The organism is Chromatium okenii, assembly GCF_016583745.1.
In the GTDB taxonomy this organism is placed as follows: domain Bacteria; phylum Pseudomonadota; class Gammaproteobacteria; order Chromatiales; family Chromatiaceae; genus Chromatium; species Chromatium okenii.
In genome coordinates, this window is the sequence record NZ_NRRQ01000011.1 from 26,252 (window position 1) to 52,639 (window position 26,388).

Sequence of the window (26,388 nt, forward strand, 5' to 3'; positions counted from 1 at the left end):
GTTATTTGCGCCGCCGCACCGCCTGCATGAAATTCGCCATCGGTGATTCGGCGACGTTCCACCACACGTCAGACCGCTGTTGGAAGGTGCGCATCGACTCGTAAAGTGCCTTAAATGTCGGATTTTGCGCAGATTCTTCGGCATAAATCTGCTGCGCCACATCGTAGGCTTTGAGCAACACATCATCGGGAAAACGGCGCAATTCCGCGCCGTTTTGCAGCAACCGCTGCAACGCCGGCGGATTTTTAGCATCGTAAGCGGCAAGCATCAGCAGATGCGCTTCCTGCGCGGCGACGGTGAACGCAGCTTGATAGGGCGGCGGCAACGCCTCCCACTGCGCCTTGTTCACATAAAACACCAGATGCGTGCCGGTTTCCCACCAGCCGGGCGCGTAGTAATACTTCGCAACCTTTTGAAATCCCAGCTTTTCATCGTCATACGGCACCGTCCACTCTGCCGCATCAATCGCGCCGCGCTCCAGCGCCGGATAAATTTCTCCGCCCGGCAACGACTGCGGCACCGCGCCCAGCCGCGAGAAAATTTCCGCCCCAAAGCCGGGGATGCGGATTTTCAAGCCTTGCAAATCCGCCAACGACTTGATTTCTTTACGAAACCAGCCGCCCATCTGCGCACCGGTGCTGCCGCCGGGAAAATGCACGAGGTTGTATTCGGCAAACAATTCGCGCAACAGCGCCATCCCGCCGCCTTCGTATAACCACGCCGTCATCTGGCGCGTATTGAGACCAAATGGCCAAGTGCTTTCCAACGCCAATGCCTTATTTTTACCGTAGTAATAATAAGATGCTGTGTGTCCGCATTCGACGGTATTTTGCTGCACCGCATCGAGCACGCCGAATGCGGGCACCAATTCGCCGCCAGCGAATACGCGAATCTCAAAACGTCCATCCGTCAATTCAGCGACGCGCTTGGCTAATACTTCCGCTGCGCCATAAATAGTATCGAGGCTTTTGGGAAAGCTCGACGCCATGCGCCATTTCATTGCTGGCGCGGCAGCCAGTGCGGGTGCGGCAATACCAGCGGCAAGCGCCCCAATACCAGCAGTTTTCAAAAAATCCCGTCGTTGCATTACAAATCCCCATTCAAATTAAGCAGTGATTTCTAATAACACTTCATCTGGATTGACTGCATCACCTTTAATGACATACAGCGCCGTCACCGTGCCACTGATTGGCGCTTGAATCTCAGTTTCCATCTTCATTGCTTCCGTCACCAATAGCGATTGTCCGGCAGTCACACGGTCGCCTTCTTTAATTAACACATCCACGATATTGCCCGGCATTGACGTCGAAACATGACCGGGTTGCGTGGGTTTAGGACGCCGCCCCACAATCGCTTTTTTTACTGCGCCCTGCGTTCCACCAGTCAATACCACTTCATCAAGCGTCTCAACGACAACTTCTTCCGGGACATCATCAATGGTGAAATAAAAATGTCGATCTGCCTGATTTTTATGACCGGTGCCAGTGACCTTCACATGATAGGTTTCGCCATGCACCGCGATATTAAATTCTGTCGGCGCAGTACGCACATCTCCTTGAATTGGTGAAGGTTCTAACGCTTCTGGCTGCAAAGTACCAGCGGCGCGGTGTTCCAAAAAGCTGCGCCCGATTTCAGGAAACATCGCATAAGTCAAAATATCTTCATCCGAGTGCGCCAATTCACCAATCTCATGGCGCAAGCGTTCCAATTCCGGTTTTAATAAATCAGCCGGACGACAATCAATTAACTCTTCATTGCCAATTGCCTGTTGTTGCAGCGTTGGATTCACAGCCGCTGGCGCACGTCCATAACGCCCCTGCAAATACAACTTCACTTCGTTGGTAATGGTTTGATAACGCTGATCAGTCAATACGTTTAGCACCGCTTGTGTGCCGACAATTTGCGAAGTCGGCGTCACCAGTGGCGGATAACCGAGGTCTTTACGGACGCGGGGAATTTCTTCCAATACTGCGCTCATGCGCTCCAGTGAATTCTGTTCTTTCAATTGATTGGCAAGATTGGAAATCATACCACCGGGAACTTGATTAACCTGCACCCGCGTATCAACACCAGTAAATTCACTCTCGAATTGATGATATTTCTTGCGCACCTGATAAAAATACAGCCCCACTGCTTGCACTGCTTCTAAATTCAAGCCGGTGTCGTATTCAGTACCACGCAACGCAGCAATTAAACTTTCAGTCGGCGGATGCGAAGTGCCGCCTGCCATAGAAGAAATTGCCGTATCTAAACCATCGCAGCCATTTTCAATCGCTTTCAAATGGCACATATCCGCCAAACCTGAAGTCGCGTGCGAATGTAAATGCAGCGGCAAATCGACGTGATCTTTTAAGGCTTTCACCAATTCAGCGGTCACATACGGCGTCAATAATCCCGCCATATCTTTAATGGCAATTGAATCACAACCCATCGCCGCTAATTCACGTCCCATTGCCACAAAACCAGCAACATTATGCACTGGACTGACGGTATAACAAATGGTGCCCTGCGCGTGTTTACCTGCCGCTTTGGTGGCTTCAATTGCAGTTTGTAAATTGCGCAAATCATTTAACGCATCAAAGATACGAAAAACATCCATGCCATTCGTTGCGGCGCGAGCAATAAATGCCCGCACCACGTCATCAGAATAATGGCGATAACCGAGCAAATTTTGCCCACGCAATAACATTTGTAGGCGCGTATTCGGTAATGCCTCACGCAATTGGCGCAAGCGTTCCCACGGGTCTTCTTTTAAGAAGCGCACACACGCATCAAAGGTTGCGCCGCCCCAACATTCTAATGACCAATAGCCAATGGCATCCAATTTGGCGCAAATCGGCAGCATGTCTTCAGTACGCATCCGCGTGGCATGAAGAGATTGATGGGCGTCGCGTAAAACGACATCAGTAATTTTGATTTTCGGCATGGTCTCGCTCTTAATAAGAAATGGGCTAATCTGCAAAATAGAAAAATTCTGACCAATTCAAAACTAAAAAATTAGGCTTGAAGGTCAATGATTTTTAGAGCTTTTTATTCCGTATATCACTAAAAATTATTATACAGAAAATTTTAACTAACATTCTCTAAATTTTCCAATTATTGACAAACAAGTGACGTAAACTGACGATAGCATCAGGTAAAGAATCAGTGCAAGTCATCCCTAAATAAGTTGCGGCGCGGGTAGCGCCTACATACAAATACTTATCAAAAAGCTGTGATTGCAAATGTGCAAGGCGATCAATGCCAATAAAAAAGACAGCCTCAAATTCAAGCCCTTTAATGTGTTGAACGTCAAAAACCCGAACATCCGTATCCTGTCCTCTAGTTTGACCCTTATGACAGGCAATAACCTGAATGTTAACCTCTTCTAAAATGCTGTTCAGCTCGTTAGCAAGTGGTTCAACATCATTTTCATCGCAAACAAGAATAGCAATAGAGGGTAACTTTTTAACCAATTTTTCAATTTCTTGAATGCGTAACGCCAACCAGTCTACAATAGCATGATCTGTAGCATTTTCTAGTAACACAGGTGAAACACAATCATTATTAACATACTTAGGTAAAATGACATCTTGTTCTTGTCCACCAAAGGCTAGAATTACAGATCGAGCCAGTTCATTAAGTTGGCTGCTTTGCCGATACGCAACGTTAATTTTTTTAACATCAATTATTCTATTGGTGTTTGAAAAAATCCAATGTATTTCTTTCTCAGAACGTGTACCCCAAGTGGTTAGTCGTTGGTTAAAATCTCCACAAGCAAAAAAAGAACGCACTTGCGGGTGCGAAAGATTAGCCATACAGGCAAGTTGTATAGGAGAAAAATCAGTTGCTTCGTCAACAAAAATTTGATTACGAAAAATAAATTCTATTTCTCTCAAATATGAAAAAGAAGGCTTATCAATGTTTCTAAGGATATTCTTGTTAAGAAAAAATTCACTAGCATTTCTGAGTATCATTAACAAAATGGTATCTAATTCCAGAGGATGCAAATCTGTGGAAGTAAAGCCATCCTTGAAATACCATTGGCTTTCCTGCTGTCTTTGCCTTCTAAAAACACGATATTTTTTTGGGATGTCAGCTAGGATCGGTTTTACAAAACGCCGAGCACTTGATTGCATTACTAAGCTATTGCCTATAACTTTATAATCTTCTTTACTCAGTCCTCGATTGCCTAACCACTGAATCACTTTTGCATTGCGAGTATCTTTTCTGAGAGAACTCTCATTAACAACAGCTCGTGCTTGAGCTTTTACTGCTGATTTATACACATCCAGAGCTTGTTTTCGCGTGGTCAGCGGTTGCTGCGCTTCATCGTCTTGGTCTTCAAAATCGTCTTGATCTTCAATCTCATTCTGGCTGAGATGACTGATAAATTCTGCTAGTTCTTCGAGAAAATTTCTGTTCTTGCTACGTTGATGCTTGACAGCGTCTTCAATTCTTTTTTCGATATTGCCTTTTATTTGCTCTAAGTGTTTTTGAACGAGATGCACTTCTAAAACGAAAGACACTGAAATGTTTGGTAAATTTTGCCATTTTGTAAATTTTTTCAATGTGGATATTAACCGTTTCCCAACAGTAGCGATTTTATCATCGTGGCTATTGGCTATATTTTCGGCAGATTGATGTAACTCTTCAAAAAGAGTTGTGTGATACCACGCATTAAAATCTTCAAACCAACCGACTAAGTTAGTAAAGACTTCATCATTTAGGGTTTTAGCAGATTCTTTAAGAGTATAGCCACCAGCATTGGAACTGGTTGTTTTTAAGATGCCAAGCGTATTTCTTGCTAAAGCCTTTCGATAATCAACCCAAGTTTTAACGTTACTATCAGGTGCTGGAACATGCTCTCGATTAAAAGCCTCTTTAAGATATTGCTTTAGCAACTCCGTAGGTGTGAACATCAACCAATTTTGAGCATGTGGAATTTCTGTTTTTACAGAATCAATAATATCTTTTTCATCTTCATTAAGATATTTTTCGTCTAGTTTTTGACTAAGCCGCCGGATTAAAGTTGTTGTTTTACCCGTACCAGGGGAGCCAAGAATGAGTAGCCGTGCATCCAAGGGTAGCCGAAAAATTTCATCTTGGTGCTGATCCAGAATAGGCTGATCGCGCAATTCCATTTTACCAATAATATTGCGACGAGTGCCCTCAAAAATATCTTTACGTAGTTGATCTTCTGCGAGAATTTCTTCGATACTATCTGCTTCCGCAAGCAGTGATCTCAGTGATTCAATCGGATAGTATCCAGACTCACTAAATTTTTCACCATATGCCTCTGTATTTCTTGAATCCCATTGGTTATTTTCTAAGAAAGGGTGAAAACGAAATTTTTCGATAATTTCAAGCGTTTTTCCCCCCTCAGGAGTAGTGATATTTCCCTCAGCGCCGACATTTAAAGATGCCAAACGACCTATCGGGGATTTATAACTAGCGCATGTAAACCCTTTTATAGTTGGCGGCGTCTCACGGCAAATATAATAGGTTTCTTCTTCTCCCTCATCAGTCAGTCCTGTTACGCGAACTAGAACTGGTTCTTTAGCCAAATGTGTGTAGTTGGCTTTACATCCGTCGCTGATTTTTTTAAGTTCATTAGACGCAGTAGAATTTGTGAAAGTGTTAACACAAGCAAATGATCCAAGGTCAGGAGAAAGTGAATCTCCCAGTGACTCCCGACAAGTATCTGCAACTGTTTTAAATACAGTTAGAGACTCATTAGCAACTTGTTTCAATTCGGGCATGATTCCCGTAGTTAAGTCCATACAACTCTCCACTGATTTACTCACGCAACTCTACTCAGTTTTACTTCAAACTACTGAATAAGTCTGAGTTTTAAGGAAACATTGGTTAAATAGGTTTACGCGCCACATAAACAAAAAATAGCATATTAGAGCGACGCAAGCGAATAAATTACTATTTCCTTAATTTTTTACGTAGGATTTACGCAGTTGAATTTCTAAATGTTTGATTTTATTGAAGTCAGTTTGTGCGCCGCACAATCGCACTTCCATAAAAATCAACAACTTAACTTTCAACTGCGTAAATCCTAATACGCTAGAGATACAAACAAGGACTGCTCGTAAAAGGTTTTTTTAGCAGTCAGTGATCTATTTTCCGCTACTATTCATAAGCCAGCGTGCGCGGCAATTGCCGCCGCTAATACCGCCGCAACATCTTCACGGCGACGCTTGGTTGAATACTCCAACAATTCGGGGTGCATTTCTAAAAAGCTGGTATTGAAATTGCCAGCGCGGAATTCAGGATGACGCAGAATTTCTTGATAAAACGGAATGGTGGTTTTCACTCCGTAAACGCCAATATCGCGCAGCGCCCGATCACCCCGACTGACCACATCATCCCAATTTAATGCCCACACAATCACTTTTGCCAGCATCGAATCATAATGAGGCGGAATAGTATAACCGGTATAAATTGCGCCATCAGTGCGCACACCGGGACCGCCGGGCGCGTAATAACGGGAAATGCGCCCGAAGCTGGGTAAAAAGTTATTTTTAGGGTCTTCCGCATTAATACGGAATTGAATGGCAAAACCGCGTCGTTGAATATCATGCTGTTTGAAGCGCAGTGGTAAACCAGCCGCAATGCGGATTTGTTCCTCCACTAAATCAACGCCGGTGATCGTTTCAGTAATGGTGTGCTCGACTTGAATGCGTGTGTTCATTTCCATGAAATAAAAACGCCCATCAACATCGCGTAAAAATTCAATCGTTCCCGCGTTGGTATAACCAACTGCTCGCGCTGCTAATACCGCTAAACCGCCAACGTATTGCCGTTCTGCTTCATCAATTTGCGGCGAGGGCGCGATTTCAATTAACTTTTGATTGCGGCGTTGAATTGAACAATCGCGCTCGTATAAATGAATGCAATTGCCATGCTGATCAGCGAGCACTTGCACTTCAATATGCTTCGGATTCACCACGCATTTTTCTAAAAACACCTCAGCACGTCCAAACGCTTTAGTCGCTTCTGAAATGACGCGCTCATAATTGTGGCGCAGCGCCTCAGCATCATCGCAGCGCCGAATGCCGCGCCCGCCGCCGCCAGATGTTGCTTTCAGCATCACCGGATAACCGATTTGAGCCGCGCAGTGCAGTGCCTCCTCAACATTTTCCAAGTTGCCGGGGCTGCCGGGCGTGACCGGAACGCCCGCTTTTTGCATCGCCAATCGCGCCTCGGTTTTGTCGCCCATTCGCGCAATCACCTCGGCAGTCGGGCCAATAAATGTCAGCCCGCGTCGCACGCAAGCCCTTGCCAGCTCTGGATTTTCTGACAAAAACCCGTAGCCCGGATGCACCGCATCGCAGCCCGTCGCCAGCGCCAGATTGACGATGTTGTGGACGTTGAGATAACCCGCCAGCGGATCGCTGCCGAGGCTATAGGCTTCATCCGCTTTTTTAACGTGCAGTGAATGACGATCCGCTTCGGCATAAATTGCCGCCGAGCGAATACCCATTTCGGCGCAGGCGCGAATCACTCGCACCGCAATCTCGCCGCGATTGGCGATTAAAATTTTACGCAGCATTGATGTTTAAGCCCTTAAATAACTGAATGAACATGCAGTTAATGGTGAATGCGCAAATGTGTTGCTGCGCTGCAATATCGCTGATTAAGTGAGTGCTGTAAAGCAAATTGAATTCTCTGTCACCGCGTGAATTTAATAACAATGTGCGACCCGTCGTCCGATGCCGGTAAATAATTGATAAGCAAGCGTTGCGCTGGCAGCAGCAACCGCGTTAGCAGCAATTATTGTGCCCCATAATTCCACCGTTGCGCCGACGTTGGCGTCAATAATTCCAGTTAAATCAACAGTAATCATATCCATCGACACCCGCCCCAGCAGGCGCGTCACTTGCCCGTTCACCGCCACCGGCGTTCCGGTCGGCGCATGGCGCGGATAACCGTCGGCATACCCAATTGCCACCACGCCGACTCGCGTCGGGCGCTCGCACACGAAGCTCCCGCCGTAACCAACCGGCTCACCGGCTGGCAAATTTCGTACTGAAATCAACGCTGATTCGAGCGTCATCGCCGGGCGCAGCGCCATCGCCAGCGGTTGCGCCTCGGCAAACGGTGAAGCGCCATACAGCATCAGCCCGGGGCGAATCCATTCGGCATGAGCGTTTGGGAACGCGAGAATTGCCGCCGAATTCGCCAAACTGCGCGGAATGATTAAACCTGATAAGGCTTGTTCAAATACAGCAATTTGCTGCGTCGTATAGGGCAAATTCGGTTCATCAGCACGGGCAAAATGACTGATTGCCACTAATTCGCCAACGTGCGGACAGGCGCGTAATTCCGCATAAACGCGATTAAAATCAGATGGCGCAAAACCAACTCGGTGCATTCCCGAATCAATTTTAATCCAGCAATTAAATTGTTGCGTTGGACGCGCTGCTAATAACCACGCCAATTGCTCTTGACAATGAATCACCACGCTTAATCCTGCGCGATCCACCAGCGCCAATTCATTAGCATGAAAGACGCCTTCCAATAACACAATTGGCTGCGTGATTCCTGCCTCGCGCAATTCCATTGCTTCATCAATACAAGCGACCGCAAAACCATCAGCGCAGTCAGCCAGCGCCTGCGCGACAGCAATTGCGCCATGCCCGTAGGCATTGGCTTTAACGACCGCCAATGCTTTTGAATGCGGCGCTAATTGTTTGGCGTAACGGTAATTGTGACGAATGGCATCCAGATGAATGCGAGCGCGGAGTGGACGAGAGGATGGCATTGTTTTGAGTTGTCAGTAGTCAGTAAAAAATCGTGCTTTATAAAACAGCACACAAAGCCCTTTTTTAGAAAAGGAAATTGGAAGATTTAGCAATAAGCGACATTCATTGCTCATTTTTTCCAAGTGTAAACGGCAGTCACGGCATAATTCCACACTGCGCCCACTAAAATTCCCGCTAATGCTGATAAAAACCAGCCCGAATGTCCTTGTTGAAATAACGCATTAGCGATGCCGACATTTGCTAACGCGCCTAATCCGCACACCAATACAAAACTTAACCAGCCCCACAGCAATTGCCGTCCCACCAGCCGCTGATCGCGGTAAGTTAAAATGTTATTGAGAAAGAAATTGCTGGTCATTGCCACCAGCGTCGCTGCCATTTGCCCCGCTAAAAATGCGCTCGTTCCAAACCAGTGTAAAAGCGGCCACAGCACCGCCATGTGTACGGCAACGCCTAAGCCGCCAATCAATGAAAAAGCAATGAATCGCACCGGAATGCGTGTGCCAATCAGTTTTTGCGCCAGCATCAATAGATATTCCCACAGCACCGCCGTTTCTAATTTACTTGCGCCAGTTTCGCGCTGGCGAAAAGTAAACGGCAATTCTTGAAAACGCAGCGGCGTGGGCGCAGCAAAGAAAATATCTAATAAAATTTTGAATCCAACACCGCTTAAACGATGAATACAATTGTGAATAACGCTGGCGCGTACCATAAAAAAACCGCTCATCGGATCATGTAATTCGGCACGAATTAAACGCTGCCCAATGCGCGTCGCCAGCCGACTCATCCTTTGCCGCTGCGTATTCCACCCGCCCACGCCGCCGCCAGCGACGTAACGACTGCCAATCACGATGTCGAGCGCCGCCGTTTTCAGTGTTTCCAACATCACCGGCAGCAGCGTTTCATCGTGCTGCAAATCGCCATCCATCACCGCCAGCAGCGGTGCCGTCGTCGCCAACATCCCTTCTATGCAGGCCGATGACAGCCCGCGCCGCCCAATCCGCTGAATCAGCCGCACTCGCGCATCGTGCCGCGCCAGCTCGCGCACCCGCTCGGCAGTGCCATCTGGCGAATCGTCATCTACAAAGATGATTTCCCACGCAATTCCGTCCAACACCGCCGCCACGCGCCGCACCACTTCGGCGACCGCCGCAGCTTCGTTATACGTCGGCACGATGAGCGCCAATTCGGGGGGCGGATTCGGTGAAAGGCATGGCATGGCAGCGGACATAAAATCAACCTGAGCGACGGCAAATAAACACAATTGGCGATCCTATCAAATCAAGCTGACCGATGGCGGTGCTGCGGAATCAAAGCGCCCGCGCAACTGCTAACATCGCCGGCTTCTCAATTCACCCGCCGGTTCTATCATGTCATCACCGCTGCCCGCTCACGCCGTCGCCAGTGCTTTCAAATTATCCGCCGCCGACCGTTACACCCTCTTTCTGAGCGAAGTGACCGCTCATGCCCAAGTCTGGACACTCAAGGGCGCAGATGGCTTTGTCGCTTTCAAAGATGACGACGGTCACGAGTGTTTCCCGTTTTGGCCCGCTGCGGAATTTGCCACCGCGCTGGTAGATCGAGATTGGGCGGATTGTCGCGCCGAACCGCTGGCGCTGGAGATATTTAAGGAACGCTGGCTAAAAGGAATGGCGCGAGATCAACGACAGGTGGCAGTATTTCCCGCCCCAGATGGCACCAGTATCGTCTTGGAGCCATTGACGGTTTTGGAAGATTTAATTGAAGAAGCACAGCAGTAAATTGTTTAACGCAGTTCCACTTTTTTAAAGGGGGAACTGCTGATTATTGCTCAGGCAACCAAGTAGACGTGAAGATCATTTCAATTGACCAAGGGCAATCATTCGGCAGATCGGATACACCAGTCTCGCGCACAGCTAAATCACGCCCGTCGCTCCAAGCATCAGCAAACCAATCAGGATCAAATAGCGTACATTTCAAACTGGGAGTGCGCTGCAATCGTCGCGCAATTGCCTCGCGCTGGGTGCGGATGGTGGATTCCCAACTGGCACCGCGTCGCTCAGGCTGATAACACCATTTCAATAAATGCCCGATTAAAATAGCCATACGACTCATTAACTCGCGTTGCTCGCTTTTGCCCACGTCCTCAATTTCCTCGGCAAGATGTTCCAGATCAAGCTGCGCGAAGTGACCGGTACGCAGTGCTGCGGCTTGTTGATTCGCCCAAGCAACGATGTCTTGTTCATACAGGCAAGAATATGATGAATTCATAGTGTTGGGTTTAATCATTTTTTCATCACCGCACAAATAAATGCTGCCGAATAATAGAGTACCATTAGCGTTTATCAGTTTTGATATGAATGTCATCCCATAACGTCTCAATTACATAAACTTGTCCCGCTTTAATATCCTTCCAGCCTTCGCGGAAAGATTCAGCTGCATTTAACCAAGGCGCATCTTCTTCAATCCCTTCACGAAAAGAATGCACCAAACGCAACAACAGCGGGCGATAGTGCTCCGGTGTTTGTTCAATCTCAGCATGGAGTTGTTCAGTAATCGTGTTGGATTTAATTATTTTTTCACCATCGACCAAACAAATGTTGCCAACTGGTGCTTGACTCAATTACTTTAACTCATCCGCACCATTGGCTTTCGCAAGGAATACCATCATGGTTGCCATCCATTTTCACATTTGGACAGTTTCTTAGAAAAAAAGTAGCCTCTTCACAAGATTTCATTTGAGAGCAGTATATTCTGCCGTCACACCAAAATTTTGAATCTCCAGTATCTGGATTATCAGAATTCTCTTGTTTGTTAACGATTGTTAGTGAACCATCAATTGGCTCTATTTTTTCGCATACAGTTCCCTCAGGTATGTTGCCATAGATAACCTCACCATCTTTGGTGATACATTTTGTGGCTGTATGTGATGGGTTAGATGAAAGGTTTGGCAAAAACGGCAATTTGTTTTGTTGGTATAACAAACTGCCATACCAGCCGATAACCACAAAAATAGCAATCACGATTATATTTTTCATATCAAATACCTTTTTCAGTATAGTCTAACAAACAACAGACTAAATCCCGCTCGTTTCACCCATTCCCATGCCATCAAAAAAACTCACGCATCGCAATAAAGCGGTTTTTATTCGCCAAGGCATTACTTCACGATTTCTTTCACTCATAATGAGACCACATTCGCAAAACACGAACAACATGTTCTGTTGTGAAAATCTCATAAATCAAGCGATGTTGAATGTTGATACGTCGTGAATAGGCACCAGCAAGATCACCAACCAATTTTTCGTATGAAGGCGGATTCTGAAACGGATCGCTGGCTAATACCGCTAATAATGCCTGCGCTTTTGGTTTTAACCCGGCAGCAGCCAACTTTTTTGCGTCTTTTACCGCATGTTTGGAAAAGACAACTTGCCAGCTCACCAATCCAATTCCTTAATGCTTTCACTCAGTGGTGCAGCCATACCTTCTTTAATGGACTCGCGCATGTTTGGAACTGACAGCAAAAAAAGCGTTTCTTGAATAGCCTGCCAATCTTCGGCAGACAGCAATACGGCGCTCGTGCGCTTGCCAGTAATATGGATCGGCTGATGTGATTCAGCGGCTTGATCCATAAGAGAATTCAAATTGGCGCATACTTCAGTCGTGGTGAGAGTGGACATCATCGTATTCTCGCGCATCAACAAATTAAATAATCGCTTGCTGCACCGGCGCTTTCGACCAAATCCCGCTCGTTTCGCCCATTCCTACGCCATCAAAAAACTCACGCATCGCAATAAAGCGTTCTTTATTCGCCAAGGCGCTGTTAATCACTTGCGCTAATGAACCCGCGCCAGCCGGTCCCATTAACGGACGCGCTGAAATCAAATTGGTGAAATACAGCGCCGGAATGGTTAATTCTTTGGCTGCTTGCACGACCGGCGTGGTGCCAATTGCTAAATCCGGTTCCAATGATTTCACTGCCGCTAAATCTTGTTCCAATGAAGCGCGGAATTGCACCGGTACGCCGTGCGCAGTCAACCATTCCAAATCACTTTCATTCCACGCCGTGCGCGGACAAGCCGTGCCGACATACGGCACTGTCGCGCCCGATTCAATTAACAATCGCGCCACTAATAATTCCGAACCTTCATAACCGGAAACAATCACGCGCCCTTTAATTGGTTTGGCTGCCAACGCGCCAGCAATTGCCGGTAAAAACTTGTTTTTCGCTGCATCAACCTTGTCTTGCGCGATGCCGCAGGCTTGTCCAATCGCATCTAACCACGCTGCCGTGCCGTCGCAGCCGACCGGAGCCGAGCCAATAATTGGGCGTCCGGCAGCGGCAAATTCGCGGGCGGACGCGGCATATTGCGGATGAATCGCGGCAACGGCAGCGCAATCAAGCGCGGCGTACAGCTCGCGCCATTCGCGGGTTGGCACCACCGGCCCAGTCGCCAGCCCCAGCGGTTCCAACATCATGCCAATCCCGACCGGATCGGCGGGGAACATCTCGCCGAGCAGCGTGATCGTCGGACGTTCGCTGCGCCCACCGCGTGGCGCTTGCACCGGCCCTTGCTCCGCCTCAGTGCGAGCGTAATGCAGCATCGCGCCCGCCAGCACATCCTTCGCCTCGGCGTGAGTTGGGGTGCCGAAGCCGGGTACGTCGATGCCGATAATCCGCACGCCGTTGATTTGCTTGGGCAATAAGCGCAGCGGCACACCAGATGCCGTCGGGACGCACAGATTGATGGCGATGATGGTGTCGTAGCGGTCGGGATCAGCCAGTTTCAACACAGCGTCCCGCGCATCCTCGAATAATCGACCGGAAACCAGCGATTCCGAATCAAACGGCACATAACCAATCGACCGCCGCGCTCCGTAAAAATGCGCGGTGAAACTCAGCCCGTACACGCAGCAGCCCGAACCAACCAGCACCATCGCGGTGCGGCGCATTCGCAGTCCGACGCGCAGTGCGCCGAATGCTGGGCACATCGTTTGCGGTTGATCGTGCGGACCGCTGGCGCAGGTCGAAAGCGTTGGCAACTCAGACATCGTCGTACACCACTTCCAGAGACGGTTTCGCCACTGCGGCTGCGTCGCACATATCCGCAGCATTCGCCGGTTCTAAAATCACATGCCGCCCAACGGCATCACCTTTGAATAAATTGAGCAATTCTTCATGCGCCAGCGGTTTGGGTTTTACCGGCGGCGCGGTGGCAACATTCGCCGCTAATTCTTCAAACAACGCGCCCCAGCGGTCGCCCGGGCGTCCGACGATTTCGTAATTCGCACTTTTACGGCGGATGTCATCGTCGGCCGGAATCGTCGCCAAAATCGGAATTCCGACTGCGTCCGCAAACGCTTGCGCCTCGCCAGTGCCGTCATCTTTATTGATGACCATGCCGGCGACGCCGACGCTGCCGCCCAAGCCGGTGAAATAGCCGACTGCCGAGCAGACGTTGTTGGCGACGTAGAGCGATTGCAGATCGTTGGAGCCGACGATGATGACTTTTTGACACAGATCGCGGGCAATCGGCAGCCCGAAGCCGCCGCAGACCACGTCGCCGAGAAAATCCAGCAAAACGTAGTCAAAATCCCACTCGTGAAAGCCCAAACCTTCCAGCAATTCAAAGCCATGAATGATGCCGCGTCCGCCGCAGCCGCGTCCGACTTCGGGGCCGCCAAGCTCCATCGCAAACACGCCATCGCGCTTAAAACAGATGTCGCCAATCGCCACGCTGTCGCCAGCGCGTTTTTTCTCGCTGGAGACGCCGAGAATGGTCGGGCAAGCGCGTCCGCCAAACAGCAGCGTTGCGGTGTCACTTTTGGGATCGCAGCCAATCAGCAGCACCTTTTTGCCCTGCTGCGCCATCATGTAAGACAGGTTGGCGAGGGTGAAACTCTTGCCGATGCCGCCCTTGCCATAGATGGCGATGATCTGGGTTTGTTTGAGTGCTGGCGCGGTGGGCGCGGAAACGGTCACGGATGCAGTCACGATAAATTTCTCCAATCCAAAATCATCTTCAAACAGGTGGGATCGCCAAACGCGGTGCGATACGCGCTCGCAGCGTCAGTCGCAGCGACGCGATGCGTAATCAAACCATCCAGTGACAAGCGCCCAGAATCAAGCAGCGCCTGCACTGCGGCGAGATCGGCGGGTTGAAATTCAGCGGCGATGCGAAACCGCGCTTCGCGCATAAATGCTGGCGGGAAAGTGAAGGCAACCGGCGCGTGATAAAAGCCGGCCAACACGATCTCGCCGCCTCGCGCCAGCCGCGCAATCAGCCGATCTAAAATCGTCGCATCGCCGCTCATGTCGCAGATGCAGCGGTAATCGCGGCGCGGATCGTCGTCCGGCGACATGACGTTGTAACCGTAACCGTCCGCGCCCGAATGCCGCGCTGGATTGGTTTCCCACACGACTGGCGGCGTCGCTGCATCCAATGCCGCAATCCGCGCCAACAGCCGTCCGAGCACGCCATGCCCAACGATCAATTCGACCGTCGCGCCGGCGATGGCGTGATAAGCAGTGGCTGCCAGCGTCAACAACACGGCTTGCTCACCGAAATTTTCTGCGACTGGCAACAGGCGGCTGGCGGGCACAACAATTCGTGACGCTGCGCCGCCGAATAAACCGCGCACTTCGCCATAACAACGCGCTCCCGGCACAAACACGCGCTGCCCGACGCTGAGACCAGATTCTGCGCCCGCGAAAATGACACGCCCCACCGATTCATAGCCGGGCACCAGCGGATAGCCCATGCCGGGGAATTCGGGCATTTGCCCCGACCACAGCAGGCGCTCGGTGCCAGTGCTGATGCCGCTCCATTCGATGTCCACGATGACATCGGTGGGTTCCGGTGGCGTCAGCGCGAGGCGGCGCAGTGATAACTGTTCGGGTTGTTCGAGGACGACGGCGAGAGCTTCGAGAGTGGGAATGTCGGGGTTCACGGTGTGGCTCGAAAGTAAGGAATAAAAGGGAAAAGTTGATTAAATTAAAAACTCAATTATATCGGCTGCGCAATACTCTAAATCCAACCGCTTTTGAATGCGCCGCATAGTTTCATCAGCTCCAACAAAACCACTTTCAAGTGCCAATTGAGCTTTTTTGCCCCACCACGAGTCATCAAGTGATTGCAGGTTCTCGCATTCAGTGGTAGACACCAATTCAACAGGTGAATGAACGTTTTTTTCGAGCATACAATGCAACGTCTATTGAATTTCAGAAACAATCGCTAAAAATCAAAATTCTCTTTATCCCAATGTGGTAGAACAGATTTTCGACTTCTGATAGAAATTTCTGTTAATCCTTCTGCGTCCCAACTCCAAGTAAAGTTCTCATCTGTTCCTGCATCTTTGCGATCAGTGAGAATGGCGTTTGCATAATTAAAATCAATTCTACCCGGCTCGACAACATCGTATGCAAATGACACCTGATTGGTATCGTCATCACGAGTGATGCTGACGTTTTCTAATACGGCATAATCTAAAATCATGCTGTTAAACAAATAACCAACAACTGCGATGAACAAAATTGATACGGTGACAAAGAGCGATTGATAGCGTTTTTTAGCAACCGTTGCTTCTTCTAACTTCTTTTCGAGAGAAATAGCCATGGATCATTACCTCATTAAAAACACATCTTTTTTAAGCGCGGAACCATTGATAACAGTCAGGTTCCGCGCCTCGTTATTACCAGCGCGGCATCCGATATGGCAATAAATGCTGCACCCATCCCGAACGAAACCGATCTAATGACAGGCTTTCGTGTACGGCTTCAACGGGACGCCCCAATAAATGCGCATTGATGACCGAACGCGAATAAAACGGCGTGTCTTCTAATGTTTTTACCACGCTCGGCGGCGATCCAGCATCCGATTGACTGCTGCGTGGCATTTGCCAAATTAATGTGCGCGGCAGTGGATAATCCAGCGGTGCTGTGAATTCATTCAGCGTTCCGTCAGCGTTGAAATGGAGCGCCAGTGCCAACCGTTGATCATTACGGCGATCAACGTGATATAAAATTGCGCTTTCATTGCCACCCATGTCTGCGCGTGACCAATCCCAATACACAAACGCATCTTCTAAGGGTTCATCGCCCCAATTGCGATCAAAATAGGCGTGTCCCGTCCATTTGATATTGGGATGTTCCAATTCAACTGTCACTCGCGCACTCGGTGCAATCGGTCGCCAGCGATGGCGTTCATTGCGATCCAAGGTAAATATCCGCTCATTGATAAAATTGGGCGTTAAATGAATCGTGCCGCGCACCCGCTGCGGAATTGGGGTGCCAATTTCATTGAGTTGCAGCGTCAACGTATCATCGGCATTCCATTGAATCGCACTCGGTCCAATGGTCAAGCTGCTCTCGGTTTGATTCACGGCGTTGGCGTGGCGTTCTGTCATGGTCCAGCGCCGTTTTTCACCGTATAAACAGACATTCATTGAACAATGATCACGCGGATCATTGCGTCCTTTGCGCCGTCCTTTGAAATAATACGGCGAAAACACGCTGCCAATAAACGCAATTAACGTTAATCCGTGTTGCCCGTCATCACTCAACGCATCGACATACCACCACGCATAACCACGCGGCGGCACCGTTAAATTGAAATCTGGACTGGCGGGGCGATTTGATTCTGCAACAGCCATTATTCAACTCCTGATTTAATTCAATTGCGCTAATACTGCTTCGGCGGCAATTCGCCCGGAAATCGACGCCATTGGAATACCGGGGCCGGGATGGACGCTGCCGCCAGCAAGATATAACCCAGCAATTTTTGATTCATTGCCCGGACGGTCAAAAGAACCGAATAAACCGTGGGTGACGCGCCCGAATACGGCACCGCCAGAAGCGGGGTAGGTTTGTTCAAAATGAACCGGCGTGGTCACGGCGATTTCTTGGCTGTCTGCAAAGGTTAATCCGCAATGCGCCAGCAATTTCATTACCCGTTCTTCACAGCGCCGAATCTCATCTTCGGGAATGATTTGACTGTCACCACGCGCTGGTGCATTGACCATAATTAATAACCGCTCCGCTTCAGTCGGCGCAGGGGCAGCAGGATTGCCGCGATCTTGAGCGCAGATGTAGACGGTGGGATCAATTGGTAAACGCAAATCTTCAAATACCGATTTGAATTCTTCGGCGTAATCACGCGGGAAAAAGACGTTGTGATATTGCATTGGAAAACCCACGGGTTTTGCCAATAAGTTCCAAGTGACTACGGAATGGGAGCGTTTATCGGGAGTAATTTGCGGGGCGGCTTTTTTCACTCGTGCGCCCAATAAACCTGCGCCCAGCGCCGAGGCATCGCCGTTGTAAATGACGGCATCGGCAGACAATCGCTCGCCGTTTTCCAGCACTGCGCCCGCTGCGCGTCCGCCTTCAATGATAATTTCTGTGATTTTTTCGCCGTAGCGCAGCGTCACACCTTTCTCTTCAGCCAGCTTGGCGACGGCTTCCGGCAAACCGTGGATGCCGCCTTCGACGGCGTAAACGCCGCGACTTTCGACATCCGCAATTAACATCAATGTTGCTGGTGCGTGATAGGGTGACGCGCCAACATAAGTCGAATAGCGCCCGAATAATTGACGCAGCCGTTGATCTTTGAAATAACCGCCGAGTGCTTGCCACAATGTGAATACGGCTTTAATTCGCGCCAATTCACTCATGCCACTCATTCCGAAGCGTCCAAAAATGGAGAGCGGCGTTGGTTGCGAGGAGCGAATAAATGGGACTTCGAGGGCATTAAATACGCGCTTGGCGTGTTGCACAAAACGCAAATAACCATCGGCTTCCGCTGCGCCAGCAAAGGTGGCGATGGCGTCTGCAGAGCGTTGTTGATCGGCAAATAAATCGAGCCGTTCGTTTTGGCTCCACGCGTGACGGGCGAGGATTTCCGCTTTATGCAGCGTGACGCGCTCTTTTAATGAAGCGCCAGCTTCGGCGAACATTTCCTCAAATATCCAAGGCATCGTGAGCACCGTCGGGCCGGTGTAGAAACTTTGGTCGCCGCGATGTTGCTCGCGGAGTTTGCCGCCGGGACGCGCACCGCGTTCGATGACGGTGACTTCGCAACCGTTGACTGCCAGTTTGAGTGCCGCGCTCAAGCCGCCCATGCCCGCGCCGATCACGAGGATTCGTTTATTCCGCATGTGTCTGCCTTGTCTGTTCAACCGTGAAATTAAAGGGAAAATTTGATTGGATACTTGCGAGATCGCGCCTTGCAAGATGAGCTGTGATTAGGTTCAAATGAGTGTCTAGTTCACTAGACATCTGGGCGGTTGAGTCTACCTGACAGGGGGCGATTTTGCACAGTCAGGCGGCGGTCGCTCATTCATCGTTCATTACACTATCCAATTGAGGAATCATCGTTGAATTACGCAGCAAGAATGATGTGGCCTGAGAAATCAGCGACTTGGGATTATCTCGGCGCGGCAGAGAGTTTGGACGATTTCGCCATGATGTACGCCACTGATAAGGCGCTGGCGGTGGGTGCTGAGTTTGTGGTGATTGAGAAAGGCGGCGCGGATTCAGACATTCAGTTTTTCAAAGTGAGCCGCGCTGATCCTTATGGCTTGATTCCGGCTGATCCGCGTGTGGAAAGCGGCGGTAGTGCTGGCGCTACCACCGCAGCCGCTCCGCAGGAATTTATGCAGGAGCAAAGCATTGCCGCAGTGTGGCGGGCGATGTACAGCAACATCTTCTTTTTTGGGCGCGTCACTGGCACCGCGTTTTTGACCTTTTTAGCGTTGATTTTCTTAGCAAAATGGGGATTTGGAGCTTGGTAAGCAGGTCAACTGGCGGTTGATGTGTAAATAAAACTTGACGCAACCGTCTGTCAGGCTAAACTAACACTCGTGCATTGCTGATGGGTTCCGGCTCCACAACGTGAAGCGAAACTTAACAGCAAGCCCAACCCCGCACTGTTAGGTGCGTGTTACTTATTCAGTTATTCACAGAGGGTACTTCAATGGCAGAAGCAGCAAAAAACCTGTCCGGTCTGACCGACGCACAAGCAAAAGAATTCCATGAGCATTGGAAGCATGGCACTTGGAGCTGGGTGATGATCGCGTGTGCCGTTCACGTGGTCACTTGGGTTTATCAACCCTGGTTCTAAGCGTTACATTCGCTTTATTCTTTTTATTAAAGGAGATTTCCAATGCAAGTACCTGTTATGTTGGCCGATCCGTCCGTTGCTGCACCCAATCATCCTGAAGAAGATTGGAAAATTTGGACCGTTATCAATCCAGCTACCTGGATGGTTCCTTTCTTCGGCATTCTGTTTGTACAAATGTGGATGATTCATAGCTATGCACTGGCTCTGCCAGGCTACGGCTTCAAGGATTCCGTCCGCGCTGCTCCAGCTGCTGTTGTTGCACCAGTTGCTGCGACCCAAGCTCAGTAAGACCTGACACTTTTTGTGCCGATAGGCGGATGACATTCTCATCTGCCTATTTTTTTGCCTGCGTTTTTTCAGTCAGCATTAACAACAATCTTCCACTAATCAGAATCTTTTAAGCTCAATTTTCACCCAACAAATAAACCTCCGTTGCCGAAGGGTTTATTTGTTGGGTTGCAATTAGCAACCCAACCTACGCGGCTAAACCATTAACCGAAAATAGTTAGTGTGCCGCGAGTTCTTGGAAATAATCCGGTTTCTTTTGAATAGTCATTAACACCTTAGCGGCCAGCCCGGATGGATTTCGCCGCTGGCTTTCCCAACTCTTAATGGTATCAATGCTGGTGCCAAGTGCGCTGGCGAATTCACTTTGTGAGACATTCAATTGGGTGCGAATGGCTTTGACATCAATCACTTCATGGCGGGTGACGCGACTGGCAGATTGACGACCTTGCTGGATTGCAATGGCTTCTTCCAGAGAGTTTTGAAGGTCATTGAATAGACTCATGGTGTGCCTCGCTGTGTAATTGTTTCGTAAGTTTTTTCAGCACCGCTTTTTCTGCGGGTGTCAGATTTTCTTTTTGGCGTTTGGCGTAAGCTGCTATGAGGTAAATGGTCTGAGATGTTGCCAAAAAATAGATCACTCTAGCGCCACTGCTTTTGCCGTAAATACCAGTTGCCATGCGAATCTTTCTTAATCCACCGGTGCCTTTAATTAAATCTCCTTTTTCAGGCTGTTCGATGAGTTCACGCTGAAGTTGTTGAATTTCATCATCAGTGGCAATTGTTTGAATTTGATGCGTAAAAATTCTGGTTTCAATAAACTCGATGGTCTGGATCAACGCAAACCCCAACTGATTTTGCTCTAAAGCGAGGCTTACATAGTACACCAATCTTTACGAAATAGGAAGGCGCAAATAAAAAAGCCCCCATTTCATCGGAGGCTTTAACCGTATTAAATCCGCAGTTCAAATTTAACTGATCGCTAGTCAAATTGACTGAATTACGATTATTGGCGCAACAAAAACCCTCGTTACCGGTAGTTTTGCTTGCAATGCAAAACAGTTGTTTTTTGGGTTACTATTGGCGACCCAACTTATATTGCTACGCTACCAGAGAACAAACTCATGCCAACAAATACTGTTGTTCGCGCTTGCATTGATACGGACATTGAAGAAGAAGCCAGTGCTGTACTTTTGACAGTGTCAGACGCTTTGCGCATCTTATTGATTCACATCGCCCATGAAAAAGTGCTGCCGTTTGAGCCGCTAATACCAAACTCTGCTACTATTTTAGCGATGGAGGAAGCGCAGAAAGACAATCTGGAATCCATCACTCTCGACCAATTACAAGCGGTGTTTAATAAGAACCGCAAATCATTCAGAGGTATTTATGAATAGTCATGCTACTCGTTCCACACTTTATCTTGATCCAACACTGCATCAGGCGCTGTGCTGTAAAGCTGCGAATACCCACCGCAGTATTTCTGAAATTGTTAATGACGCGATACGCCTCTCTTTGCAAGAAAACGAGGGCGATTTAGCTGCTTTTGCCGACCGCGCAGAAGAGCCTACTCTGAGTGATGAAGCATTTCTAGCCTAGATTAAAACTAATAGCACACTATAATTTGCGGTTCAAATCTACTGTTGTTGAAATCGTCAAAGTTGGTCATCGCTTGGTATATTTTTAAGCATTTGTTCAATTAAAAAATCACTGTATTTTGTAAATCATTTGGGGTATTAACAATGACTCACTCTTCAATAACGCACACTCACAAGCGCCGTGCAGCATTGCGTATGGCAGGATTGCGCCCAATTCAATTATGGGTGCCAGATACTCGCCGTCCGAGTTTTGCGCTTGAATGTCGGCGTCAATCTTCACTTTTGCGTAATGATATGCAAGAACGTGAGTTGTTGAATTGGATTGAAGCCGTAACGGATGTTAATGGATGGGAATGATACGCGGCGATTTGGTGACGATTGCACTCCAAGGTGATTATGGAAAACCGCGTCCAGCTTTGGTAATTCAATCCGATTTTTTTGATGCACATCCATCACTGACGGTATTGCCTGTTACTAGCGATTTACGAGATGCGCCGCTATTTCGAGTCACAGTTATGCCGACTGAGACAAATGGCTTACATAAAAAATCTCAAATCATGGTGGATAAAGCAATGACTGTTGCACGAGAAAAAGTCGGTGCTACCTTTGGACGCCTTGATGCTGACACAATGTTAGAAATAGAGCGCTGCTTGGCAGTATTTTTTGGTATTGCTAAGTAGTCATCATTAATTAGCAACCTAACCTACTCTGCTAATTCCCACCCAACAAAAAAGCCTCCTTTTTATCAGAGGCTTTAACCGGATTAAATCCGCAGTTCAAATCACTATTCAATCTTTAACTGGTGTTAGGTCAGATTAACTGAATTGCGATTATTGGCGCAACAAAAACCTCCGTTTCCGAATGTTTTATTTGTTGGGTTGCAATTGGCAATCCAACCTACGCTGCTATTCGCCGGGACAAATTAACTGCAAGCTGGGGAAATAAGTGCGGTAGCGGCGCACATCGCGTGTCAGCAACGTCATGTTATCGACAACAGCATGAGCACCAATTAAAAAGTCAGGCAAAATCATTGTACGCAATCCGCCCGCTATTCGATATTGCGCATGGCAACGTGCCGCCAGAAAAGCCGCCTCGCGTGGAATGAATGTATAGTCATAATCCATAGGTGAAAGAATGTCGTTGACCGCTTCGATTGTTTCAAAAGCAAATGAAATTTCAGCAAATACGATCGGATTGATAACAAGGCGTCCGTGATGGCGTAAACCGTCACTGAGTTGTTGCGTTGACCATTCACTCCAGTGTGGATCATGCGTGATGATGTCGAGCAGTACGTTTGAATCAACCAAAATGCGTTTGCGCATGGACATTACTCACCGCGTGTTAAATCAAGAATGTCGTCGGTCGTGAGTGAAATACAGGGCTGGGCACGGCGCAATCGCTCAATAGCGCGTTCTACACGATTGGGCGGACTGAATGTTTTTTCGAGAATCACTCGCCCATCTTCAAAGCGAAATTCAACCTCCATTTCGGGTAACAATCCGGCGAGTTCTCGAATATGTTTAGGAATGGTAACTTGACCTTTATTTGTAATTCTCGTTGTGTTATTCATAATATCGCTCTCGAAAATTCAAGTGGCTACATCTTGACAATGTATCAAATTCTTGCTGTTGGTTCATCTACAACTGCAACCCAATTCCCACTTAATAAAAAAGCCCCCATTTCATCGAAGGCTTTAACCGGATTAAATCCGCAGTTCAAATTATGTGCAATCAACCAAATTTTAATGGCGCAATAAAAAACCGCCTTTTTTCAAAGGCGGTTTTTTCATTCAACTGCATAAACTTAAATGGGCATCATTTCTAACATATTCCGTTGCTCATGCTACCCATTTCATGCAGTCATTAATCAGCAGCAGCAGCGCGACAGTTGGCAGTCAGATATTTATCATCGCAATCGCTTGTACATTTCCAATCGATCGAGCCACCAGCTGGCGGTGTTCCTACGGCTAAAGCAGCGCCAGCGGATGTTGGTGTTAAAGTTGTTGTGCATTCTCCACCAGCTTTCACTGTGTAATCAATAGTAACTAGTCCCGCAGTCGCATCGATAGCTACTGCTGAAACATTTTCTGTTTCGGTGGGTGCAGTCCAACCAGAAGCAAAGGCTTCACCCTGAGAAGCATTTTCGCTTACAGACGTTTTAGCTGCTGATGCTAATGCCAGTCCTTCACTCTGACGCGCACGCACTAAATAATCCTGATATGCCGGAATCGCAATCGCGGCCAGAATACCAATGATTGCAACCACGATCATGAGTTCAATCAGGGTAAAGCCTTGTTGATACTTTTTCATTGCCGTGCTCCAAATGTGAATGAATCAACCGAATTGAAAGCAGAAACGAAGCGCGGTATTCAGTGAGCGGTGCGGATCGTTTCCTGATTGCCATTTTGCAGTTGCTGTGCCAAGATTTGCGCTGCGCTGTCTTTTTCCGTTAAGTCGTTTATTTTTAAGGCAATTTAATAAAATGGTGCTGAGTGGGTGCGGCGGGTGTCACACCATGAGCGAGGCATTTTTTTTGATGTCGCGGCGTAGGTGTGACATCTCGGGTGGTTGGCACACGTTCAGCGAGACATTTCGGGCGATCAACTACCTCGGTTTGCAAAAACCGATAGCTCATTAAAGAGCTGGGTTGAGCAGGGAAAGCGGTAGCCAATCCGCTCCGTGTGCAAAAGGTCGTCAAGACTCACTCCGGGATGCTTCCTTAGTCCCGGACTCTGGAAGATCAGAATCATGCTGGCGAAAGGTAAAACGCCGAAGGTTTTGATCGCTGTTGGCAACAGCAGGAGCCGTTTGTACACATTTCCGAGGGGAGCGACGCCGTGAGGCGTCCGTCACTAGGCGCGTAAGCGCATTGATTTGGTAAAGAAAAATGGCAGTATTCGTATTAGATAAACGCCAGCAACCACTGATGCCCTGTTCCGAGAAAAAGGCGCGGCTGCTGTTGTCGCGGGGTCGCGCCGTGGTCGCTCGGCTCGTCCCGTTCACCATCCGCTTGAAAGATCGCGTCGGCGGAGCAGTGCAGCCGGTGCGGATTAAACTCGACCCGGGCAGCAAGACCACTGGCTTGGCGCTGGTGCGCGAAACGGAAGCGATTGATCCTGAAACTGGCAACACGACGCGCCGTGCTGCCGTGTTGTGGCTGGGTGAACTGACGCATCGCGGACAGCAAATTAGCGAGGCACTGACAGCTCGCCGCCAGATGCGTCGCCGGCGGCGCAGCGCCAATCTTCGTCATCGTGAGCCGCGTTTTCACAATCGCACCAAACCCGTCGGCTGGCTAGCTCCGAGTTTGCGCCATCGTGTCGAGACCACCCAGAACTGGGTCAAGCGTTTGCGTGATCTCGCTCCGGTCACGGCAATCAGTTTGGAATTGGTGCGCTTTGATATGCAGCAGATGCAAAACCCAGAAATTTCTGGTGTGGAATATCAGCGCGGAACGCTGGCTGGCTACGAAGTTCGGGAATATCTGTTGGAAAAATGGCAGCGCCAATGCGTTTATTGCGGCGCTAAAAATGTCCCGTTGCAAATTGAGCATATTCAACCGCGAGCCAGCGGCGGCTCGAATCGGATTAGCAATTTGGCTTTGGCTTGCGCGTCCTGCAACCAGAAAAAAGGCAGCCAACCAATTGCAGAATTTCTCAACAAAAAGCCAGAAGTATTGCGGCGTATTCAAGCGCAGGCAAAAAAACCGTTACGCGATGCAGCAGCGGTCAATTCCACGCGCTGGGCATTATTTAATGCACTAAACGCAATTGGTGTTCCGGTTGAAACTGGATCAGGTGGATTAACTCAATTTAATCGCAGCCGCCTTAACATTCCAAAAACTCATGCGCTCGATGCAGCTTGTGTCGGAAAAATCGACACTTTAACCGGCTGGCAATGCCCGATCTTGGCAATCAAAGCAACTGGACGCGGTCTTTATCAACGCGCCCAGCTTGATTGCTTTGGTTTTCCGCGCAGTCATCGCACGCGCCGCAAACGCATTTACGGATTTCAAACTGGCGACCGCGTGATTGCGCGGGTATTGAAAGGCAAAAATGCCGGGGTTCATATCGGACGGGTAGCGATTCGCGCCACGGGACGTTTCAATTTACAAACTGCCGAGCGTTTAATTCAGAGTATTTCGCACCGCTGTTGCACAGTCATTCAACGCGCTGATGGCTACAGTTATACGCATCAAAAAACGCTGCGACGTTAGCGTTGCGAATACGCGCAATATCGGATAGCGCCTGCGTAATTATCTGCAAGGTTGCAGTTGAATCATTTTCAGTGCCGTCTTCAATCTGAAATAACAATGACGAAACGATCACAATAAAGGTTTGGAATGGTGCGGCAGATTCAATGGTTGCACAACCAAACGCAATCCCACTGCTGTTAGTAATTCCGTGAGTTTTTTTAATTCTGGATTACCAGTCGGCGATAAACTGTGATATAGCGTACTTGCATTAAAGTTAATCTCTTCAGTGCGTTGAGAAACTCCAGCAGAAGCAGCGGCAAGATAACGGAGAGTTTCCAGTAATTCTTCTTGATCGCCATCTTCTAAAACGGCATTAAGATATTCCGCAGCATAGCTTGGATTATTGTGGAAACTTTCAATTTTAGCGTCAGCATGAGCACGGGATTTGCACATAAA

32 protein-coding genes are annotated in these 26,388 nt (G+C 48.6%); 9 read left to right on the forward strand and 23 right to left on the reverse strand.

Features of this window, described 5'->3' with window-relative positions; translation table 11 throughout:
- Nucleotide 1: 1 nt before the first annotated feature.
- The 6 genes from CKO12_RS05975 to CKO12_RS06000 all read right to left on the reverse strand — a co-directional run bounded on the left by CKO12_RS05975 (nucleotide 2) and on the right by CKO12_RS06000 (nucleotide 9,975).
- Nucleotides 2-1,087, reverse strand: coding sequence for a TRAP transporter substrate-binding protein (locus CKO12_RS05975; protein WP_200153836.1), 1,086 nt, complete (start codon nucleotides 1,085-1,087; stop codon nucleotides 2-4).
- An 18-nt stretch (nucleotides 1,088-1,105) separates the two neighbouring features.
- Nucleotides 1,106-2,926, reverse strand: a complete 1,821-nt coding sequence (oadA, locus tag CKO12_RS05980) for a sodium-extruding oxaloacetate decarboxylase subunit alpha (RefSeq protein WP_200153837.1) — start codon at nucleotides 2,924-2,926, stop codon at nucleotides 1,106-1,108.
- Nucleotides 2,927-3,083: 157 nt separating this feature from the next.
- Nucleotides 3,084-5,762, reverse strand: a complete 2,679-nt coding sequence (locus CKO12_RS05985) for an ATP-binding domain-containing protein (protein WP_200153838.1) — start codon at nucleotides 5,760-5,762, stop codon at nucleotides 3,084-3,086.
- 362 nt (nucleotides 5,763-6,124) lie between these two features.
- A complete protein-coding gene (locus CKO12_RS05990; protein ID WP_200153839.1) occupies nucleotides 6,125-7,543 on the reverse strand; it encodes an acetyl-CoA carboxylase biotin carboxylase subunit in 1,419 nt (472 codons plus the stop codon).
- Nucleotides 7,544-7,675: 132 nt separating this feature from the next.
- Nucleotides 7,676-8,755 (reverse strand): alanine racemase, encoded by a 1,080-nt coding sequence (gene alr / locus CKO12_RS05995; RefSeq protein ID WP_200153840.1) that lies wholly within the window; start codon nucleotides 8,753-8,755, stop codon nucleotides 7,676-7,678.
- 110 nt (nucleotides 8,756-8,865) lie between these two features.
- Nucleotides 8,866-9,975, reverse strand: coding sequence for a glycosyltransferase family 2 protein (locus CKO12_RS06000; RefSeq protein ID WP_200153841.1), 1,110 nt, complete (start codon nucleotides 9,973-9,975; stop codon nucleotides 8,866-8,868).
- Nucleotides 9,976-10,126: 151 nt separating this feature from the next.
- On the opposite strand from CKO12_RS06000, the gene CKO12_RS06005 reads away from it, so the two are divergent.
- Nucleotides 10,127-10,516, forward strand: a complete 390-nt coding sequence (locus CKO12_RS06005; RefSeq protein WP_200153842.1) for a DUF2750 domain-containing protein — start codon at nucleotides 10,127-10,129, stop codon at nucleotides 10,514-10,516.
- A 43-nt stretch (nucleotides 10,517-10,559) separates the two neighbouring features.
- Here the strand turns inward: CKO12_RS06005 and CKO12_RS06010 are convergent, their stop codons facing one another.
- From CKO12_RS06010 to crtD, 11 genes are all read right to left on the reverse strand, one after another.
- A complete protein-coding gene (locus CKO12_RS06010) occupies nucleotides 10,560-11,024 on the reverse strand; it encodes a DUF29 domain-containing protein (protein ID WP_242466233.1) in 465 nt (154 codons plus the stop codon).
- 46 nt (nucleotides 11,025-11,070) lie between these two features.
- Nucleotides 11,071-11,358 (reverse strand): hypothetical protein, encoded by a 288-nt coding sequence (locus CKO12_RS06015; RefSeq protein ID WP_200153844.1) that lies wholly within the window; start codon nucleotides 11,356-11,358, stop codon nucleotides 11,071-11,073.
- Between the two features lie 10 nt (nucleotides 11,359-11,368).
- Nucleotides 11,369-11,773 (reverse strand): excalibur calcium-binding domain-containing protein, encoded by a 405-nt coding sequence (locus CKO12_RS06020; protein ID WP_200153845.1) that lies wholly within the window; start codon nucleotides 11,771-11,773, stop codon nucleotides 11,369-11,371.
- Nucleotides 11,774-11,912: 139 nt separating this feature from the next.
- The gene (locus tag CKO12_RS06025; protein ID WP_200153846.1) at nucleotides 11,913-12,176 is read right to left on the reverse strand and encodes a Txe/YoeB family addiction module toxin; all 264 of its coding nucleotides are present in this window, start codon (nucleotides 12,174-12,176) and stop codon (nucleotides 11,913-11,915) included.
- Complete coding sequence (locus CKO12_RS06030) at nucleotides 12,173-12,415, reverse strand: type II toxin-antitoxin system Phd/YefM family antitoxin (RefSeq protein ID WP_200153847.1); 243 nt, start codon at nucleotides 12,413-12,415, stop codon at nucleotides 12,173-12,175. The genes CKO12_RS06025 and CKO12_RS06030 overlap by 4 nt, the downstream gene beginning before the upstream one ends.
- A 25-nt stretch (nucleotides 12,416-12,440) precedes the next feature.
- Entirely contained in the window at nucleotides 12,441-13,787 is a 1,347-nt protein-coding gene (gene bchY, locus CKO12_RS06035) for a chlorophyllide a reductase subunit Y (protein WP_200153848.1), read from the reverse strand.
- The gene (locus CKO12_RS06040; protein WP_172452494.1) at nucleotides 13,780-14,730 is read right to left on the reverse strand and encodes a chlorophyllide a reductase iron protein subunit X; all 951 of its coding nucleotides are present in this window, start codon (nucleotides 14,728-14,730) and stop codon (nucleotides 13,780-13,782) included. The genes bchY and CKO12_RS06040 overlap by 8 nt, the downstream gene beginning before the upstream one ends.
- Complete coding sequence (gene bchC / locus CKO12_RS06045) at nucleotides 14,727-15,686, reverse strand: chlorophyll synthesis pathway protein BchC (RefSeq protein WP_200153849.1); 960 nt, start codon at nucleotides 15,684-15,686, stop codon at nucleotides 14,727-14,729. The genes CKO12_RS06040 and bchC overlap by 4 nt, the downstream gene beginning before the upstream one ends.
- 284 nt (nucleotides 15,687-15,970) lie before the next feature.
- Nucleotides 15,971-16,351, reverse strand: coding sequence for a hypothetical protein (locus CKO12_RS06050; RefSeq protein WP_200153850.1), 381 nt, complete (start codon nucleotides 16,349-16,351; stop codon nucleotides 15,971-15,973).
- A gap of 76 nt (nucleotides 16,352-16,427) precedes the next feature.
- Nucleotides 16,428-17,387 (reverse strand): carotenoid 1,2-hydratase, encoded by a 960-nt coding sequence (locus CKO12_RS06055; RefSeq protein ID WP_207146286.1) that lies wholly within the window; start codon nucleotides 17,385-17,387, stop codon nucleotides 16,428-16,430.
- Between the two features lie 15 nt (nucleotides 17,388-17,402).
- Nucleotides 17,403-18,890, reverse strand: coding sequence for a 1-hydroxycarotenoid 3,4-desaturase CrtD (gene crtD, locus CKO12_RS06060; RefSeq protein WP_200153851.1), 1,488 nt, complete (start codon nucleotides 18,888-18,890; stop codon nucleotides 17,403-17,405).
- A gap of 237 nt (nucleotides 18,891-19,127) precedes the next feature.
- Between crtD and CKO12_RS06065 the strand changes: the two genes are divergently transcribed.
- The 3 genes from CKO12_RS06065 to pufA all read left to right on the forward strand — a co-directional run bounded on the left by CKO12_RS06065 (nucleotide 19,128) and on the right by pufA (nucleotide 20,143).
- The gene (locus tag CKO12_RS06065; RefSeq protein WP_242466234.1) at nucleotides 19,128-19,526 is read left to right on the forward strand and encodes a hypothetical protein; all 399 of its coding nucleotides are present in this window, start codon (nucleotides 19,128-19,130) and stop codon (nucleotides 19,524-19,526) included.
- 182 nt (nucleotides 19,527-19,708) lie between these two features.
- Nucleotides 19,709-19,855 (forward strand): light-harvesting antenna LH1, beta subunit, encoded by a 147-nt coding sequence (pufB, locus tag CKO12_RS06070; RefSeq protein WP_105072690.1) that lies wholly within the window; start codon nucleotides 19,709-19,711, stop codon nucleotides 19,853-19,855.
- Between the two features lie 42 nt (nucleotides 19,856-19,897).
- A complete protein-coding gene (pufA, locus tag CKO12_RS06075; protein ID WP_200153853.1) occupies nucleotides 19,898-20,143 on the forward strand; it encodes a light-harvesting antenna LH1, alpha subunit in 246 nt (81 codons plus the stop codon).
- 217 nt (nucleotides 20,144-20,360) lie between these two features.
- On the opposite strand, the gene nadS is transcribed toward pufA, so the two are convergent.
- The gene (nadS, locus tag CKO12_RS06080; RefSeq protein WP_200153854.1) at nucleotides 20,361-20,645 is read right to left on the reverse strand and encodes a NadS family protein; all 285 of its coding nucleotides are present in this window, start codon (nucleotides 20,643-20,645) and stop codon (nucleotides 20,361-20,363) included.
- Nucleotides 20,629-20,979: a type II toxin-antitoxin system RelE/ParE family toxin gene (locus CKO12_RS06085; protein WP_207146288.1), complete on the reverse strand. Its 351-nt coding sequence runs from the start codon at nucleotides 20,977-20,979 to the stop codon at nucleotides 20,629-20,631. The genes nadS and CKO12_RS06085 overlap by 17 nt, the downstream gene beginning before the upstream one ends.
- A gap of 285 nt (nucleotides 20,980-21,264) precedes the next feature.
- Here CKO12_RS06085 and CKO12_RS06090 point away from each other — a divergent pair, with 285 nt between their 5' ends.
- From CKO12_RS06090 to CKO12_RS06105, 4 genes are all read left to right on the forward strand, one after another.
- Entirely contained in the window at nucleotides 21,265-21,537 is a 273-nt protein-coding gene (locus CKO12_RS06090; RefSeq protein ID WP_200153855.1) for a type II toxin-antitoxin system RelB/DinJ family antitoxin, read from the forward strand.
- Complete coding sequence (locus CKO12_RS06095) at nucleotides 21,530-21,739, forward strand: CopG family transcriptional regulator (protein WP_200153856.1); 210 nt, start codon at nucleotides 21,530-21,532, stop codon at nucleotides 21,737-21,739. The genes CKO12_RS06090 and CKO12_RS06095 overlap by 8 nt, the downstream gene beginning before the upstream one ends.
- A 194-nt stretch (nucleotides 21,740-21,933) precedes the next feature.
- Nucleotides 21,934-22,095, forward strand: coding sequence for an antitoxin MazE family protein (locus CKO12_RS06100; protein ID WP_242466235.1), 162 nt, complete (start codon nucleotides 21,934-21,936; stop codon nucleotides 22,093-22,095).
- Complete coding sequence (locus CKO12_RS06105) at nucleotides 22,086-22,418, forward strand: type II toxin-antitoxin system PemK/MazF family toxin (protein WP_420826831.1); 333 nt, start codon at nucleotides 22,086-22,088, stop codon at nucleotides 22,416-22,418. The genes CKO12_RS06100 and CKO12_RS06105 overlap by 10 nt, the downstream gene beginning before the upstream one ends.
- Nucleotides 22,419-22,643: 225 nt before the next feature.
- Here CKO12_RS06105 and CKO12_RS06110 read toward each other — a convergent pair whose 3' ends face one another.
- The 3 genes from CKO12_RS06110 to CKO12_RS06120 form a co-directional block, all read right to left on the reverse strand.
- Nucleotides 22,644-23,060 (reverse strand): type II toxin-antitoxin system VapC family toxin, encoded by a 417-nt coding sequence (locus CKO12_RS06110; RefSeq protein WP_200153858.1) that lies wholly within the window; start codon nucleotides 23,058-23,060, stop codon nucleotides 22,644-22,646.
- A gap of 5 nt (nucleotides 23,061-23,065) precedes the next feature.
- Nucleotides 23,066-23,308: an AbrB/MazE/SpoVT family DNA-binding domain-containing protein gene (locus tag CKO12_RS06115; protein WP_105074903.1), complete on the reverse strand. Its 243-nt coding sequence runs from the start codon at nucleotides 23,306-23,308 to the stop codon at nucleotides 23,066-23,068.
- A gap of 292 nt (nucleotides 23,309-23,600) precedes the next feature.
- Nucleotides 23,601-24,047: a pilin gene (locus CKO12_RS06120; RefSeq protein ID WP_200153859.1), complete on the reverse strand. Its 447-nt coding sequence runs from the start codon at nucleotides 24,045-24,047 to the stop codon at nucleotides 23,601-23,603.
- Nucleotides 24,048-24,624: 577 nt separating this feature from the next.
- Here CKO12_RS06120 and iscB point away from each other — a divergent pair.
- Complete coding sequence (gene iscB / locus CKO12_RS06125) at nucleotides 24,625-25,953, forward strand: RNA-guided endonuclease IscB (RefSeq protein WP_200153860.1); 1,329 nt, start codon at nucleotides 24,625-24,627, stop codon at nucleotides 25,951-25,953.
- A 108-nt stretch (nucleotides 25,954-26,061) separates the two neighbouring features.
- Here the strand turns inward: iscB and CKO12_RS06130 are convergent, their stop codons facing one another.
- Nucleotides 26,062-26,385, reverse strand: coding sequence for a helix-turn-helix domain-containing transcriptional regulator (locus tag CKO12_RS06130; RefSeq protein WP_200153861.1), 324 nt, complete (start codon nucleotides 26,383-26,385; stop codon nucleotides 26,062-26,064).
- Between the last annotated feature and the right edge of the window lie 3 nt (nucleotides 26,386-26,388).